General features: G+C 63.3%; 18 protein-coding genes. 6 read left to right on the top strand and 12 right to left on the bottom strand.

Going from position 1 to position 14,427, the window contains the following annotated elements; genetic code table 11:
• Positions 1-155: 155 nt before the first annotated feature.
• From rpoN to ptsN, 3 genes are all read left to right on the top strand, one after another.
• Complete coding sequence (rpoN, locus tag EB815_RS09555; protein WP_056577778.1) at positions 156-1,682, top strand: RNA polymerase factor sigma-54; 1,527 nt, start codon at positions 156-158, stop codon at positions 1,680-1,682.
• 368 nt (positions 1,683-2,050) lie between these two features.
• Positions 2,051-2,635, top strand: coding sequence for a ribosome hibernation-promoting factor, HPF/YfiA family (gene hpf, locus EB815_RS09560; RefSeq protein ID WP_027043252.1), 585 nt, complete (start codon positions 2,051-2,053; stop codon positions 2,633-2,635).
• A gap of 59 nt (positions 2,636-2,694) precedes the next feature.
• Positions 2,695-3,159: a PTS IIA-like nitrogen regulatory protein PtsN gene (gene ptsN, locus EB815_RS09565; protein WP_010911486.1), complete on the top strand. Its 465-nt coding sequence runs from the start codon at positions 2,695-2,697 to the stop codon at positions 3,157-3,159.
• Between the two features lie 80 nt (positions 3,160-3,239).
• Here ptsN and EB815_RS09570 read toward each other — a convergent pair whose 3' ends face one another.
• Positions 3,240-3,497 (bottom strand): DUF1150 family protein, encoded by a 258-nt coding sequence (locus EB815_RS09570; RefSeq protein ID WP_056577953.1) that lies wholly within the window; start codon positions 3,495-3,497, stop codon positions 3,240-3,242.
• Between the two features lie 64 nt (positions 3,498-3,561).
• Positions 3,562-3,987 carry an Hsp20 family protein gene (locus EB815_RS09575; protein ID WP_056577776.1) on the bottom strand — a complete coding sequence of 142 codons (426 nt, stop codon included), beginning with the start codon at positions 3,985-3,987 and terminating at the stop codon, positions 3,562-3,564.
• 303 nt (positions 3,988-4,290) lie between these two features.
• On the opposite strand from EB815_RS09575, the gene EB815_RS09580 reads away from it, so the two are divergent.
• Positions 4,291-5,232 (top strand): nucleoside hydrolase, encoded by a 942-nt coding sequence (locus tag EB815_RS09580; RefSeq protein WP_056577773.1) that lies wholly within the window; start codon positions 4,291-4,293, stop codon positions 5,230-5,232.
• Positions 5,233-5,386: 154 nt separating this feature from the next.
• Here EB815_RS09580 and EB815_RS09585 read toward each other — a convergent pair whose 3' ends face one another.
• The 8 genes from EB815_RS09585 to EB815_RS09620 form a co-directional block, all read right to left on the bottom strand.
• Positions 5,387-6,001: a LysE family translocator gene (locus EB815_RS09585; RefSeq protein ID WP_056577951.1), complete on the bottom strand. Its 615-nt coding sequence runs from the start codon at positions 5,999-6,001 to the stop codon at positions 5,387-5,389.
• Between the two features lie 108 nt (positions 6,002-6,109).
• Positions 6,110-7,555, bottom strand: a complete 1,446-nt coding sequence (locus EB815_RS09590) for an amidase (RefSeq protein WP_056577772.1) — start codon at positions 7,553-7,555, stop codon at positions 6,110-6,112.
• Entirely contained in the window at positions 7,555-8,460 is a 906-nt protein-coding gene (locus tag EB815_RS09595; protein ID WP_056577771.1) for a ribokinase, read from the bottom strand. Before EB815_RS09595 ends, EB815_RS09590 begins: the two co-directional genes overlap by 1 nt.
• Before the next feature lie 154 nt (positions 8,461-8,614).
• Positions 8,615-9,100 (bottom strand): hypothetical protein, encoded by a 486-nt coding sequence (locus EB815_RS09600; protein ID WP_056577768.1) that lies wholly within the window; start codon positions 9,098-9,100, stop codon positions 8,615-8,617.
• A complete protein-coding gene (locus EB815_RS09605) occupies positions 9,072-9,590 on the bottom strand; it encodes a hypothetical protein (RefSeq protein ID WP_056577766.1) in 519 nt (172 codons plus the stop codon). The genes EB815_RS09600 and EB815_RS09605 overlap by 29 nt, the downstream gene beginning before the upstream one ends.
• On the bottom strand, positions 9,557-9,877 hold the full coding sequence (locus EB815_RS09610) for a hypothetical protein (protein WP_244494149.1): 321 nt from the start codon (positions 9,875-9,877) through the stop codon (positions 9,557-9,559). The genes EB815_RS09605 and EB815_RS09610 overlap by 34 nt, the downstream gene beginning before the upstream one ends.
• Before the next feature lie 92 nt (positions 9,878-9,969).
• Positions 9,970-10,440, bottom strand: coding sequence for a hypothetical protein (locus EB815_RS09615; RefSeq protein ID WP_056577762.1), 471 nt, complete (start codon positions 10,438-10,440; stop codon positions 9,970-9,972).
• Positions 10,441-10,662: 222 nt separating this feature from the next.
• Positions 10,663-11,541, bottom strand: coding sequence for a methylated-DNA--[protein]-cysteine S-methyltransferase (locus EB815_RS09620; protein WP_056577760.1), 879 nt, complete (start codon positions 11,539-11,541; stop codon positions 10,663-10,665).
• 115 nt (positions 11,542-11,656) lie between these two features.
• On the opposite strand from EB815_RS09620, the gene EB815_RS09625 reads away from it, so the two are divergent.
• On the top strand, positions 11,657-12,472 hold the full coding sequence (locus EB815_RS09625; protein ID WP_056577759.1) for a class I SAM-dependent methyltransferase: 816 nt from the start codon (positions 11,657-11,659) through the stop codon (positions 12,470-12,472).
• Positions 12,473-12,474: 2 nt separating this feature from the next.
• On the opposite strand, the gene EB815_RS09630 is transcribed toward EB815_RS09625, so the two are convergent.
• Entirely contained in the window at positions 12,475-12,969 is a 495-nt protein-coding gene (locus EB815_RS09630) for a DUF2244 domain-containing protein (protein WP_056577756.1), read from the bottom strand.
• Positions 12,970-12,991: 22 nt separating this feature from the next.
• Here EB815_RS09630 and nth point away from each other — a divergent pair, with 22 nt between their 5' ends.
• A complete protein-coding gene (gene nth / locus EB815_RS09635; protein WP_056577755.1) occupies positions 12,992-13,798 on the top strand; it encodes an endonuclease III in 807 nt (268 codons plus the stop codon).
• Here nth and EB815_RS09640 read toward each other — a convergent pair.
• Positions 13,792-14,247 (bottom strand): DUF2214 family protein, encoded by a 456-nt coding sequence (locus EB815_RS09640; protein WP_056577949.1) that lies wholly within the window; start codon positions 14,245-14,247, stop codon positions 13,792-13,794. The genes nth and EB815_RS09640 overlap by 7 nt on opposite strands.
• Between the last annotated feature and the right edge of the window lie 180 nt (positions 14,248-14,427).

The following is a 14,427-nucleotide window of genomic DNA, read 5'->3' on the forward strand; positions in this document are numbered from 1 at the left end:
TGATTTTCGGCAATTTTGCTCCGGCATAACGCTCCGGTAAGCGGCTTTTGCTAGGCTTTGCCTTGACAAGCAAAAGCCGGGCCAGTTTCTATGGTCGGCCGTGAAATTCATTTCCGGAAGTCCTGACGCGTAGAGGAGGCGTTTGAAACCGAACCATGGCGTTGGCGGCGAAACTACAGCTCCGACAGTCGCAGTCGCTGGTGATGACGCCGCAGCTGATGCAGTCGATTCGGCTGCTGCAGTTCACCCATGTCGAGCTCGAGCACTTCATCGACGAGGAAATCGAGCGCAACCCGCTTCTGGAGCGCGCCGAGCCGCAGGACGACGCCGCGAGCGACCAGGCGCAGAAGATCGACGTGGAGCCGCAAGCGGCCGCCGATGGCGACTGGTTCGACAAGGAGGCGGGATGGAGCGCCGAGGCGATTTCGGAAAAGCTCGATACGTCGCTGGAAAACCTGTTTCCCGACGATCCCGGCACCAGCGAGCGGCTCGGGCCTGACCTGACGGCGCAATGGAAGTCGGCTTCGGGCAGCGGCGGCGGCTCCTCGTCCGAGGGGCTCGACGCCGGCGACATGGCGGCGAGCGCCATCACCTTGCGCGACCATGTCGGCGAGCAGGTGGCACTCGCCTTTGCCGATCCCGCGGCCCGGCTGATCGCGGGCGAACTCGCCGATGGCCTGGACGAGACCGGCTATGTCAGGGTCGATCTCGCGGAGATCGCCACGCGTCTGGGCACTGATGCAGCGAGCGTGGCCAAGGTGCTGGCGGTGTGCCAGACTTTCGAGCCGGCCGGACTGTTCGCCCGCGACCTTGCCGAATGTCTTTCGCTGCAGCTTGCGGTGCGCGACCGCCTCGACCCCGCTATGAAGGCCCTGGTCGCCAATCTGGAACTCCTGGCGCGGCGCGATTTCCAGACGCTGAAGCGGATCTGCGGCGTCGACGAGGAGGATCTGCTCGACATGCTGGCCGAGATCCGGGCCCTCGATCCGCGCCCGGGCATGGCATTTTCGGGCGGTGCGAGCGACGCCATCGTCGCCGATGTCGAGGTGCGCGCGGCCAATGACGGCAGCTGGACAGTCGAACTCAATGCCGAAACACTGCCGCGCGTGCTGGTCGACCATATCTATTTCGCCCAGGTGTCGCCGCATGCGAAGAACCAGGCGGAAAGGGATTTTCTGGCCGAGTGCCTGCAAAATGCCAACTGGCTGACGCGCAGCCTCGATCAGCGGGCAAAGACGATCCTCAAAGTGGCCTCGGAAATCGTGCGCCAGCAGGATGCGTTCCTGGTCCATGGCGTGCGCCAGCTGAAGCCGCTCAATTTGCGCACGGTGGCCGACGCCATCGGCATGCACGAATCGACCGTCAGCCGCGTCACCGCCAACAAATACATGCTGACCCCGCGCGGCGTGTTCGAACTGCGCTATTTCTTCACCGCCTCGATCGCCGCGTCGGGCGGCGGCGACGCGCATTCCTCGGAAGCAGTGCGGGATCGCATCAAGCAGCTGATCGACGAGGAGAAACCCGTCGACGTTCTGTCCGACGACGCGATCGTCGATATGCTCAGGGAAAGCGGCGTCGATATCGCCCGGCGCACGGTCGCCAAGTACCGGGAGGGCATGAATATTCCGTCTTCCGTGCAGCGCCGGCGCGAAAAGCGGGCGCTCGCCAGCGCCGGCCGCTAAGGCAATTCCAGGAAAAGCGTGAAGCGGTTTTCCGACAGGAATTGCGTCGAGACAAAGTGGTGGAGTGGGTCGGCGTTTCCGTGAAACGATGAACCGCTCCATGCCCTCCTGATTTTCCACAGCTTTCGAGCTTCATTGACAAGCCCGGGGGAAGTGGCTAGAAGCCCGCCCGCATGAGACGGGCCCGATGCCCGCTAGCGGATGGTCCGTCACGACAATGGCCTCGGGACGGTCAAAAAGGCGGCTTGTGATCAACCGGAAAGTTCGGATTTAAATCGGCGCCAGTGACGCCGCAAAGCTTGTGCGCACGGACCACAAGTATAAACTCAGGCCAGTTTGAAGCCTGAGCAAGGAAGGTCAGTTTTCAGATGAATCTGCGCATATCGGGAAAACACATGGATATCGGCGATGCGTTCCGCACGCGCATCAACGATCGTGTCGGCGAAGCGATCGGCAAATATTTCGATCGCGGCTTTGCGGGACACGTCACCGTCATCAAATCGGGCTCGCGCTATTCGGCGGATTGCATGATTAGGCTGGATTCGGGCGCCTCGCTGCAGGCTACCGGCGACGCCCAGGATCCGACGCTCGCCTTCGAGGCCGCGGCCGACCGGCTGGAGACCCGGCTTCGGCGCTACAAGCGCCGTCTCAAATCTCACAATTCAGGCAATGGCAATGGTGAGTTGACCGATATCGCCTATACGGTGATGGCGCCGCTTGCCGATGACGACGAGGAAATCCCGGAGGATTTCGCGCCGGCCATCGTCGCCGAATCGACCATGACGCTGAAGACCATGTCGGTGGCCTCGGCGGTTATCGAGCTCGATACCAAGGACAGTCCGGTGTTCGTTTTCCGCAACGCCGGAACCGATCATCTCAATATCGTCTATCGCCGGCCCGACGGAAACATTGGCTGGATCGACCCGTCCACGACCAAGGTCGCGCAGGGATAAAAGCCAGCCGCACGAGGGGTGGGGACTGGCGACGGCAGGCGAACAAGGGATTTTCAAGCATGGATCTGAGCGATCTTATCAGCGTTCCGGCGATTTTGCCGGCGTTGAAGGCGAACTCCAAGAAGCAGCTTCTGCAATTGCTGTCCGAGCGGGCGGCGGCGATTTCGGGCATTCCGGAGCGGGAAGTGTTCGACACCATCCTGCAGCGCGAGCGGTTGGGCTCGACCGGCGTCGGCAACGGCATCGCCATTCCGCACGGCAAGCTCGCCGGCGTGAAGCGCATCGCCGGTGTCTTCGCCCGGCTGGAAACGCCGGTCGATTTCGAGTCGCTGGATGACCAGCCTGTCGATCTGGTGTTTCTTCTCCTGGCGCCGGAAGGAGCGGGCGCGGATCATCTCAAGGCCCTGTCGCGCATTGCCCGCGTGCTGCGCGACGCCGATACGGTCGCCAAGATCAGGGGGACGCGCGACGCCACGGCAATCCACGCGCTTTTGTCGGACACGCAGGCCTCGCACGCGGCCTGAAGCCATTTTGAATGCAATCTGCAAGGGCCGCCGTGAGCGGCCCTTTTCGTTCCAGCCAATCGCCCCGGTGAAAAGCCGGTTTAGTGAATGGCGACGGTGGTCAGGTCGTTTTCCATGGCGCCGGCCAGTGCGCGGTCACGCGCATCTGAAAGCAGGATCGGCTGGCCGTTGGCCGCAAACAGCGCCCACAGCTCCAAGCCGGGCGCGATTTCACCGATGTTCGGGAAGCGGCCGAGCAGGTCGTCGCTCGAGACCTTGCGCAGATATGCGACCGAGCCCTCGCCCAGATGGGCGAATTCACCGCTGGTCATGGTGATATTCTCTTCAGTTCTGGTCATTTCAAGCCTCCTTGGCGCGAGGACGCCGCTGAAGGCCATCCCGCATGAGAGCCATCGGTGAAGATCAGTCTTTCACCGATATGTTTATTTTCCGTACCAACCGTTCGGACTCCGGCCGATCGAGGTCGATCGACAAAAGGCCGTTCTTCAGCTCCGCCGCGATAACCCGCATGCCGTCGGCCAGCACGAAACAGCGCTGGAACTGGCGCGCGGCGATGCCGCGATGAAGGAATTCGCGCTCGGTGTCGTCGGTCTGACGGCCGCGCACGACCAGCTGGTTTTCCTCCGTTGTCACATCGAGATCGTTTTCGGCGAAACCGGCGACGGCGAGCGTGATGCGCAGCCTTTCGGCGTTGCCGTCAGTGCCGCTGAGGCGCTCGATGTTGTACGGAGGGTAGCTGTCACCGGATTTCGCCAAGCGCTCCAAGGTCTTTTCCATGGCATCGAAACCAAGGAGAAGTGGGCTGGAGAAAGGCGTCATTCGGCTCATGTTACACTGTCCTCTCAAGAGCGACATAAACTGGAAAAACCCGGATGGCATTTTTCCCGATGCCCTTGATATGGTCCGCTCCGCGACCAAGTTCAAGCCACCTGAAGACCCGCCCAAAAAGACCAGGCCTTGGACTCACAGGAATAATCGACATGGCGCTTGAAGCGACGCGCGGATGCAGGGAGAAGCGCTGGGGCCGGGACCGTTCCCGGTTGGTCGCTTCGGCAGCTTGCAGCCGGTTCGGCGCCCTAAACGCATGCGATCGGCCCGGTGAGCCCACGGCCAGCCAAACAAGGAATTGAAATGCCCCAACCACGCAAGATCATCATCGACACCGACCCCGGCCAGGACGATGCCGTCGCCATTCTCTTGGCGCTTGGCAGCAGTGAACTGGAGATCGTCGGCATCACCGCCGTTGCCGGCAACGTGCCGCTGAAGCTCACCGAGAAGAATGCCCGCAGGATCTGCGAACTGGCCGGCCGGCCCGATATCAAGGTCTATGCCGGGGCCATCCGTCCCCTGGCGCGCCAGCTGGTCACCGCCGAGGAAGTGCATGGCAAGACGGGCCTCAACGGGCCACAATTGCCCGAACCCACGATGAAGCTGCAGGAGCAGTATGCCGTCGACTTCATCGTCGAGACGCTGATGAAGGAAGAGAGCGGCACCATCACGCTCTGCCCGCTCGGGCCGCTGACCAACATCGCGCTGGCGCTGATCCGCGAACCGCGCATCGCCCGGCACATCAAGGAAATCGTGCTGATGGGCGGCGGCTTCTTCGAGGGCGGCAACGTCACTCCGGCGGCCGAATTCAACATCTATGTCGATCCGCAGGCCGCCGATCTGGTGTTCAAGTCCGGCATCCCGATCGTGATGATGCCGCTCGACGTCACCCACAAGGCGCTGACCACCGCCAAGCGCACGCAGGCCTTCCGCAAGCTCGGCACCAAGGTCGGCATCGCGACCGCCGAGATGCTGGAATTCTTCGAACGCTACGACGAGGGCAAGTACGGCACCGATGGCGGCCCGCTGCACGACCCCTGCGTCATCGCCTATCTGCTGAAGCCGGACCTGTTCAAAGGCCGCAACTGCAATGTCAGCGTGGAAACCGCCTCGGAATTGACCATGGGCATGACCGTGATCGACTGGTGGGGCGTGACCAAGCGGGAAAAGAACGCCATGGTGATGCGCGACATCGACCATGACGGCTTCTTCGCGCTGCTGGTGGAGAGGCTGGGTCGGTTGTGAAAACTCCCTTCTCCCCGGTCGCGGGAGAAGATCCCGGCAGGGGGATGAGGCCGGCACAAACGCTGATATTTTGCCTTGCGTCCTCGGCGCTGACCTCACCCGATCGCTTCGCGACCACCCTCTCCCCGCAAACGGGGCGAGGGAAGGGGCGATGTCACTTCGACCTTGAAAACGCCAGCCAAAGGCCGCCGCCGACCAGGAAACTGCCGCTGATCCGGGACATTAGCTTGATGCGGCTGGCCGACAGCAGGCGCCCGGCGCGGCCGGCGGCGAGTGCGTAGGTCGAATCCGACATGGCGGCGAAGATCATGGCGGTGAGGCCCATGACGACGATCTGCAGCGAGTAGTTGCCTTGCGGCGCGATGAACTGCGGAAAGAACGCGCCGAAGAACACCAGCGTCTTGGGGTTGCTCAGCGCCACCAGCAGGCCCTGCAGGAAGAAGCCACCGCGCGGCTTCCGCGCCGTTCCGTCGGCGTTCAGTGTGCCCTTGGAGCGGAACATCTGCACGCCCATCCAGATCAGGTAGGCGGCGCCGATCAGCCTGACCCATTCGAACCAGTGGCCCATGCCCGAGATCAGCGTGTTGAGGCCAATGCCGACAATGGCGATCATGATGGCAAGGCCAGCCTGCGTGCCGGCGACATTGGCGAGGCCGGCGCGGGTTCCGTGGCGGATGCTGTTGGCGATGATCAGCGTGACCGTCGGTCCCGGCACCAGGATGATGACGATGCAAGCGAGAACATAGGCGGCATAGAGTTCCAGCGACATGATTTTTTCCCTTGGCTTGCCGCCGACGCGGCGCAACAGGGGATAATCAATGCATGACAATAGCCTCCGCGCAAGACATCCGCGAATCGCTGCGTCGTGGCACGCGGGTCAAGCGCCGGCCTGCCAGGGCAGTGTCGCCTCATAGGCAGCCGCCGCCCTTAGCACGGCGAGGTCGCCGCGCGGACGGCCGATCAACTGCATGCCCATTGGCCGGCTCTTTTCGTCGAAGCCGACCGGCACGTTGACCGCCGGGCAGCCACCCAGAGTGGCGAAGGCGGAAACCTGCATCCAGCGGTGATAGCTGTCCATCGGCCGTCCGGCAACCTCGCTTGGCCAGTGCGTGGTGACATCGAAAGGAAAGACCTGCGCGGTCGGCAGCGCGATGAGATCGAAGCGGTCGAAGATCGACAGCAGCGTACGATGCCAGGAAGTGCGGATGACCGAGGCCGCGCGGATCTGCGGCGCCGTCAGCCGCATTGCGTTCTCGATTTCCCATATGGCTTCAGGTTTCAGAAGGTCGCGCTTGGCGGGATCGTCGTAATGGGCCTGGAGGGCGCAGCCGCTGCTGGCCTGGCGCAGCCTCACGAAGGCCTGCCACAGCGCCTCGAAGTCGAAATCCGGCAGCAAGGGTTCAATCACGAAGGACTGGCCCGCGAGCCGGCCGAGCGCTGCCTCGCACAGACCGAGGATGCCGGGTTCGACCGGCAAGTGGCCGCCGAGGTCGCCGAGCCAGGCGACGCGGCCGCCAGTCGAGGGCGTTGCGAGCCCTGCGAGGAACGAGCCCTGTTTCTCATAGGACAGTGGGGCCCGCGGATGATAACCCGCCTGCACGTCGAGCAGCAGAGCCATGTCGGCGACGTTGCGGCCCATTGGACCCTCGACGCCCATCTGCGCATGGAAAACCTCGAAATCCGGCCCGGCGGGCACGAGCCCCTGCGACGGGCGGAAGCCGTAGACATTGTTCCAGGCGGCCGGGTTGCGCAGCGAGCCGCCGAAGTCGCTGCCGTCGGCGACGGGAACCATGTCGAGCGCCAGCGCCACCGCCGCACCGCCGCTCGACCCGCCGGCGGTGAGCGCCGGATCGAAAGCGTTCAGCGTCGGCCCGAAAACGTTGTTGTAGGTGTTGGAGCCGAGCCCGAATTCGGGGACATTGGTCTTGCCGATGATGATGGCGCCGGCATCGCGGATGCGCTCGACGAAGAAATCGTCTTCCTGCGGCACGAAATCGGCGAAGAGCGGCGAGCCGAAGGAGGTCCTGAGCCCAATGGTCGAGGCAAGGTCCTTGATGGCGATGGGCAGACCGAAGAGCGTTCCGGTTTCGCTCGCCTGCCTGCTATCGGCCGCGTCGGCCTCGCGCAGGATGTCGCCGCGGTCGCGCAGCGAGACGATGGCGTTGACGAGCGGGTTGACCGCTTCGATGCGGTCGAGGAAGGCCGTCACCACCTCACGTACGGAAAGCTTCCTGTGGCGGATCGCGTCGGCCAGTTCGACTGCGGACAGGCGGCAGATGTCGCCGGCCGAAGGCACCGCATGTTTGGTCCGGGGACGCATCATCAGCTGACTTTCTGCAAGGCCTGATCGACATCCTTGGCCAGCGGGATCGCCGGTTGAGCGCCCGGCTTCAGGCAGGCCAGCGAGCCAGCCGTACCGGCGCGCGCCAGCGCCTTTTCGAGCGTGAGGCCGGACGACAGGCCGGCAGCGAAGTAACCGCAGAAGGTGTCGCCGGCGCCGACCGTGTCGACGGGGGTGATCTTCATTGCCGGAACGGTCAGGAAGTCGGTCGGCGTCGCCGCCATGACGCCGTCGCCGCCGAGCGTGACGACGATGGTGCGGCCGGTTTTCGCGGCGAAGTCGCGCATGCGTGCCGCACGGTCGCGGCCGTTCAGCGCCAGCGCCTCGCCATAGAGGTCGAACTCGGTCTCGTTGGCGACGGCATAATCGGCCTTGCCGAGGAAAGCCGCCGCGTCGCCCTGGAAAGGAGCGGTGTTGAGCACGGTGACGGCGCCGGCCGCCCGCGCCTGGTCGAGCGCGGCATCGACGGTCGCCAGCGGGATCTCGTGCTGGAGCAGCACGACGTCGCCCTTTTTCAGGAAGGCCTTGGAAAGGTCGCCGGGCACCACGGAAGCATTGGCGCCGGGGACCACGGCGATGATGTTCTCGCCGTCGTCACCGACCATGATCAGCGCCGTGCCGGTCGAGGCAAAGGTTTCGCCCACGCCCGACAGATCGACCTTGGCCTCGCGCAGCAATGCCAGCGCCTCGCCGGCGAAACTGTCCTTGCCGACGGCGCCGACCATGCGCACCGGGGCACCGGCGCGTGCGGCGGCCAGCGCCTGGTTGGCGCCCTTGCCGCCGGGCGCCGTGGCGAAACCGGAGCCGCTCACCGTTTCGCCGGGACTCGGCAGGCGGTCGACTTTGGCGATAAGGTCGAGGTTGATTGAGCCGATGACGATAATCAAGCAAGGCCTCCTGCCGGTATGAATTCAAGGTTCCGGAACGTCCACGGTGCGTGGGGGCGAAGACGGGCCGTTCCAATCGCGCGGGAAGCTAGCCTGTAAGGTCGCGGCTTGCCAGACCACGCGAATGGTCCAGCTCGATTTGTGGTATCGTGCGCTATTCACAACGCACGGTGACGGTGCCCTGATAGCTGCCGGCGGGAAAGATACCGCTCGACTTCGTGGCGGTTAGATCGACTTGCATGGGGTGGGTGCCGTTGACGACCCTTTGCGGCACGCTGCCGTTGATATCGACACCCGAACCATCGAGGCGGAAGACCGAGGCGAAGGTCACATTGGTGCTGCCGCCGCTCGGCGCGGACGAGAACGCGGCAGGTGGCGGCGCCGAAACAGAATAACAATCAAGCAAGTTAAGTATCGAGCACAGCAGCGAGTTCGCCACCACGGTGGCACTGGCGCTCGATCCGCCTGCCTGCTTGGACCCCAGTATACTGATGGCGGGATTTGCGGTCATCGTTCCCGATGCCCCGACCATGATGGTGCAGGTGCCGATGATCGCCGCTTGCGCCGGAACACAGAAGCCGGCAAATGCTGCCATCGCAAGCAGCGCGCGGTTATTTCTTCTTCTTCTTTTTCTTGCCATCGCTATTTCCGGTCCTGAGGCTCCAGCCCTCGTTGGCCCATCCGGGTGATGCGGCCGTCGGAGCAGTGGTGGCAACGCTTGCCGTCGTGCCGCCGTCGACATTGACGCCCATCTTCAACAGCTTCAGTTCCATTTGCAGGCGCTGCACCTCGAGTTCATAGAGCCGGCTGCAGTCGAGACGCCTTGGTGTCCGGCCGATCGGGATCACCACCCGGCCATAGGTGGCGACGTCATTGTTCGACTGGTTGTTGCCCCTGATGACGCCGAGATCGAGATAGGCGCCGCTTCCGGAAACCGCCGAGCGGCAGGTGGTGCCATCGGCAGCGTGCACCTCGTCTTGCCCCTGGGGCAAGGTGACGCCGGGCAGATTGAATCCGGTCTCGTTCTGGTTGAGGTTGTAGACATCCTGGGCCAGAGCCGGCGCAGCGCTTGCCACGGTAACCGCGAGTGCCAGCGTCAGGACTTGCGATGTCCAAAGAACTTTCCGCATATCTGTGCCTTTATCTGGGTCTGCTGATTGGGAAAGGGGATGCTTTCGGTACAGATACGCACTTTACGGTCCGCGGCGCCGTCGAAGGGCACGACCACAAGCACGGGACGGGAAGCCTGCGAAGCCAGCTGGAAGACACTGGGAGAGATTTTGGCTTCCACTGGTTGAAAATCCTGATCATAGACGTGGACTTCGATCTTGATCTTCTGGTCGTAGGGATTGGCCGGGAAAACGCGGACCGCGAAGACGTCAGTGAAACTGTTGACCTCGCCGCGCATCGGCGACATCGACTGAGCCGCCGCGGCAACAGGGATCAGGCCGACGGCCAGCGCCGTCGCCAAGGTTTCAGAAAATGTCAAGGATGCCTCCTTCCCGAGGGCTATTCGCAGCGCACTGTCACGGTTGCCTGATAGTTTCCGGCGGCGAAGCGGTTGCTGCCGCCCTTGGTGCCGGCGAGGTGGACCGTGACGAGATCGGCGCCGGGCGTGGTCAGGCTGGTGGCCGAGCCTGTCTCCGCGATCGTGTGGGCACCGCTCGCCGAATAGGTTGGCGTCCAGGTGATGGCCGTGGTGTCGGCGGCTGGCACCGTGGTGGTGGTGACCGGGTCGACGCTTAGCGACACACCTCCGGTGGTGGTGAGCGTGACCGTCCCCGCCGAGCCACCGCTGTTATGCGAGCTCAATGATTGGAGATCGGGGCTCACCGTCATCGTACCGTTGGTGGCGACCACCAGCGTACAGGTCGCGGTGATCGTGCCGTTGAAAATGACATTCTGCGTCGTGGCCAACGCCGTTTGGTCCATACAGCCGACCAGCATGGCTGCACCGACGACAGTGCGAAACAACCTCATCGAGACCTCCTATTAAGCCGGATCGCCCGAATTAACATGGGTCATCATCGCTTTATCGTGGTTAATTTAGGGTAAACTAAAATAGCTAGTTGAAGTAGTTGTCGTGCAACCGGTGGGTTGTCGTTGGTTGTAGGGAAGAAAACCGCCACACAATTGTTATCAATACTTCTAATTCATAAAGATATGTAGATTTCTATGGACAATAACTGGAAAATCGATATTTTACGACGACACTTGCCCCGCCTCCCAGCCCAGGATGGCGCGCTTGCGGGTCAGGCCCCAGTGATAGCCGGTGAGATCGCCGGACTTGCCGATGGCGCGATGGCAAGGCACCACGAAGGAGAGCGGGTTGGCGCCATTGGCGGCACCGACCGCGCGGCTGGCGCTCGGCGCGCCGATGCTGGCGGCGATCGAGGAATAGGTGCGGGCCTTGCCCATCGGAATCTGCAGCAACGCCTCCCATACCCGCACCTGGAAGTCGGTGCCGATCATGACGACATGCAGCGGCTGGTCGGGCCGCCACAATGTCGGATCGAAGATGCGCGCGGCGTAAGGGCCGGTGGCAGCCATGTCCTCGACGTAGACGGCGTTCGGCCAGCGGCCGGACATGTCGGCGAACGACGCACGTTCCTCGCCCGGGTCGCTGAAGGCGAGGCCGGCAAGGCCACGGTCGGTGGCCATGATCAGGGCGGTGCCGAAGGGCGAGGGGTGATAGCCGTAGCGGATGGTGAGGCCGGCGCCGCGCGTCTTGTAGTCGCCTGGCGACATCGCCTCATGGGTGACGAACAGGTCATGCAGCCGTCCGGGTCCGGACATGCCCAGTTCAAACGAGGTTTCGAGCAGCGGCATGCCGGAATCGAGCAGCCGGCGGGCGTGGTCGAGCGTCACCGCCTGCAGGAAGGCTTTTGGCGACAGGCCGGCCCAGCGGGTGAAGAGTTTTTGCAGGCCGGTCGGCGTCTCGCCGACCTCCTCGGCAAGCTCCTCGAGCGAGGGCTGGTCGCGGTAGTCGAGGCTGATCTTCTCGATGGCGCGGCGCACGATCTCGTAGTCGCTGCCTTGCGGCGTGATGTCCTTCTTGAGGACTGCTGTGTGTGTGCTCATCGAACCGTCTCCTTGGCCGGGAATATCGCCCCTTGGGGCGCCGATCGCCACCCGAAACTTGCCTTCTTGCCGCGCATGTCCAGATAGATTCGGGATTCATGCCCAGGAGTCGCTCATGGCTGGCGAGAAAGTGCACCTGACCGGGGCGAAGGAAACCTTGCTGATGACGCTCTACGGCAAGGCGCTGGAGAGCCGGCTGCCCCATTCACTGCTTGCGGATCATTTCGCCGACGAGGCGGTGCGCAAGATCGACTATGATTTCTCCAGGCTCAAGGTCGACGAGAATCTCGGCATCGGCCTGGCGATCCGGGCCAAGACACTGGATGTCCGTGTCGAGGATTTCCTGGCCAGGAACCCCGGCGCCATCGTGCTGCACCTGGGTTGCGGGCTCGATACGCGCGTCTTCCGTGTCGATCCACCGCCAGGCGTGGACTGGTTCGATGTCGACTACTCCCAGGTCATCGAACTCAGGCGCAGGCTCTACCCGTCCCGCGACCACTACCATCTCATCGCTTCGTCGGTGACCGAGGCCGGCTGGCTGGCTGCAGTGCCGCGCAACCGCCCGGCCATGGTGGTGGCGGAAGGGCTGACACCCTATCTCCCCGCCGACGAGGGGCTGCGCCTGGTTTCGCGGCTTGTCTCGCATCTTGCCGGCGGCGAACTGATGTTCGACGCCTACAGCCGTTTCGGGCTGACGCTGCTTCGCCTCAATCCGACCATCAAGGTCACGGGTGCCGAGGTCCACTGGGCGATCGATGATCCGCACGAGCTGGAACTGGCGGTTCCGAAACTGCGGTTCGTCGAGGATATTTCCGCCTACAAGCCTGAACACGCCGCCCGCATGGGCTGGTCCGCCAAACTGTTCGTTCGGCTTTGGAAACACATTCCGGCGCTGCGAAAAGTAGGCAGGCTTCTGCGCTATCGCTTCTAGATTCAGCGCGCCTTTGCGGTCGCGAGAGCGCGCGAAAAGGCGGTGGCAAAGCTCTCGCGGGAATCGGGGTCGAGAAAGCCGCCGATCGGCACGTTCTGGCCTTGCGCTTCCACGGTCATTCTGGTGATGCCGATCTCGGCGTGACGGGCGACCGAAAACCGCGCCCAGAACGGATTGAAGCGGTGCGCTTCCGATTTTCCCGAAGGGGCTGTCTTGCGAATATCGAGGCTGGTGCGGGACACCGACACCTCCTCGCGGGCGCGGGCGGCCCGATAGTTGGCGCGGAAGGCGATGTAGACGGCGACCACGTCGAGGCCGAAGAAGCCGAACACCGGCCACGCACCACGCGACAGGAAAAACGCGCCCGTCACCAGCCAGCCGAACAGCAGCGCGCCCATCAGGACCAGGAAACCTGTCCTGCCCAGCGACCGGTGTGGGGTCAGCAATGCGTGAAAGAAGGGCTCGTCAGCCTGGAACGAGGCGTTTGTGTAGCTCATGACAGGATATTATAGGAGGGAAATGGCGAGCCCCAAGTCCAAAGATTCTTCCATGCCCGAAAAAAAGCTACCGGCCGGACGACGTGACGGATCGAACGCCAAGCCGCGTCCACGGCCGGTGCGGCGGACGTCACGCTATACTCCGGCCGAAGTGCATGAGATCTTCCGGCGCTTTTCGGTGCAGCGGCCGGAACCGAAGGGTGAGCTTGAACATGTCAACGCCTTCACGCTGCTGGTGGCGGTGGTGCTTTCGGCGCAAGCGACCGATGCCGGCGTCAACAAGGCGACGCGGGCGCTGTTCAAGGCCGCCGATACGCCACGGAAGATGGTGGCGCTGGGTGAAGCCAAGGTCGGCGAATACATCAGGACCATCGGCCTCTGGCGCAACAAGGCCAAGAACGTCATCGCATTGTCGGAGGCGGTGATCCGCGACCATGGCGGAGAGGTCCCTGATGACCGCGATGAGCTGGTCAGGCTGCCGGGGGTCGGGCGCAAGACCGCCAATGTCGTGCTCAACATGGCCTTCGGCCAGCACACGATGGCGGTCGATACGCATATTTTCCGGATCGGCAATCGGCTAGGCCTGGCGCCCGGCAAGACGCCCGAGCAGGTCGAGCAGGGGATGCTGAAGATCATCCCGGACGAGTATATGCGCCATGCGCATCACTGGCTGATCCTGCATGGCCGCTACGTCTGCAAGGCGCGCAAGCCGGACTGCCCGGCCTGCGTCATCGCCGATATCTGCAAGGCCGAGGAGAAGACGACCAGCATTCCAGCACCCCTGGTGCCGATCGCCCCACTTGAAACCGTACCAGCTGACGATCAGTAGCCGTAACCGCGCGCCATCGCCGCCGCGAAGACCGGGATCAGCAGGAAGACGAAGGCTTCCGCGCGGATGTAGGTCTTCACCGAGGCCAGTTCGCTCGCCGGCACGGCGAAGGAGGGGTTGGCGCTGGCCTGCCTGTTCCAGGAAATGAAGCGCACGGTCGGGACGATCGACAGCAGGCCGACAATGCCAAAGGCCACCATCTTGGCCCAGAACACCCAGTTGGAGACGTAGAACTCCCACCCCTTGAGGCCCCAGAAGACGCGGCCGATGCCGACGATGATGATCAGCGCGGCGATGATGCCATAGTGGCGGTCGATGCCGGCGAGCCGCTTGAGCGTCGCGGCGGGCAGGTCGCCGCGGATCAGCACGAATTCGGCGCCGATGATCCCCGCCAGGGAAAACACCAGCAGATGATGGACAATGGCAAGCACAAGGTCGGTCGTGTCCATGCTTCTTCCCTTGGGTTTGAGCACCAGCCCGCGTCGGAGAAGATCGCGTGGCAATGTGCTGACATCAGCCTGCCGGGAAAATAACACCGTCGGGCGGAATTCCCATAGCGGAGCCACGGAACCGGACATGCGGCTTTTCTGGATGATGGGGCGTTTCGCGCTGGCCCTTGCACAGCGGGG

The organism is Mesorhizobium loti, from assembly GCF_013170705.1.
GTDB classification, from domain to species: domain Bacteria; phylum Pseudomonadota; class Alphaproteobacteria; order Rhizobiales; family Rhizobiaceae; genus Mesorhizobium; species Mesorhizobium loti_D.

Coding starts and splice junctions, on each gene's coding strand:
- EB815_RS09570 (WP_056577953.1), bottom strand. CDS start 3,497: ATGACCAGAACTGAAGAGAATATCACCATGACCAGCGGTGAATTCGCC.
- EB815_RS09620 (WP_056577760.1), bottom strand. CDS start 11,541: ATGAGCACACACACAGCAGTCCTCAAGAAGGACATCACGCCGCAAGGC.
- hpf (WP_027043252.1), top strand. CDS start 2,051: ATGAATCTGCGCATATCGGGAAAACACATGGATATCGGCGATGCGTTC.
- rpoN (WP_056577778.1), top strand. CDS start 156: ATGGCGTTGGCGGCGAAACTACAGCTCCGACAGTCGCAGTCGCTGGTG.
- EB815_RS09640 (WP_056577949.1), bottom strand. CDS start 14,247: ATGGACACGACCGACCTTGTGCTTGCCATTGTCCATCATCTGCTGGTG.
- EB815_RS09580 (WP_056577773.1), top strand. CDS start 4,291: ATGCCCCAACCACGCAAGATCATCATCGACACCGACCCCGGCCAGGAC.
- nth (WP_056577755.1), top strand. CDS start 12,992: ATGGCGAGCCCCAAGTCCAAAGATTCTTCCATGCCCGAAAAAAAGCTA.
- EB815_RS09630 (WP_056577756.1), bottom strand. CDS start 12,969: ATGAGCTACACAAACGCCTCGTTCCAGGCTGACGAGCCCTTCTTTCAC.
- ptsN (WP_010911486.1), top strand. CDS start 2,695: ATGGATCTGAGCGATCTTATCAGCGTTCCGGCGATTTTGCCGGCGTTG.
- EB815_RS09615 (WP_056577762.1), bottom strand. CDS start 10,440: ATGAGGTTGTTTCGCACTGTCGTCGGTGCAGCCATGCTGGTCGGCTGT.
- EB815_RS09625 (WP_056577759.1), top strand. CDS start 11,657: ATGGCTGGCGAGAAAGTGCACCTGACCGGGGCGAAGGAAACCTTGCTG.
- EB815_RS09605 (WP_056577766.1), bottom strand. CDS start 9,590: ATGCGGAAAGTTCTTTGGACATCGCAAGTCCTGACGCTGGCACTCGCG.
- EB815_RS09590 (WP_056577772.1), bottom strand. CDS start 7,555: ATGATGCGTCCCCGGACCAAACATGCGGTGCCTTCGGCCGGCGACATC.
- EB815_RS09575 (WP_056577776.1), bottom strand. CDS start 3,987: ATGAGCCGAATGACGCCTTTCTCCAGCCCACTTCTCCTTGGTTTCGAT.
- EB815_RS09600 (WP_056577768.1), bottom strand. CDS start 9,100: ATGGCAAGAAAAAGAAGAAGAAGAAATAACCGCGCGCTGCTTGCGATG.
- EB815_RS09610 (WP_244494149.1), bottom strand. CDS start 9,877: ATGTCGCCGATGCGCGGCGAGGTCAACAGTTTCACTGACGTCTTCGCG.
- EB815_RS09585 (WP_056577951.1), bottom strand. CDS start 6,001: ATGTCGCTGGAACTCTATGCCGCCTATGTTCTCGCTTGCATCGTCATC.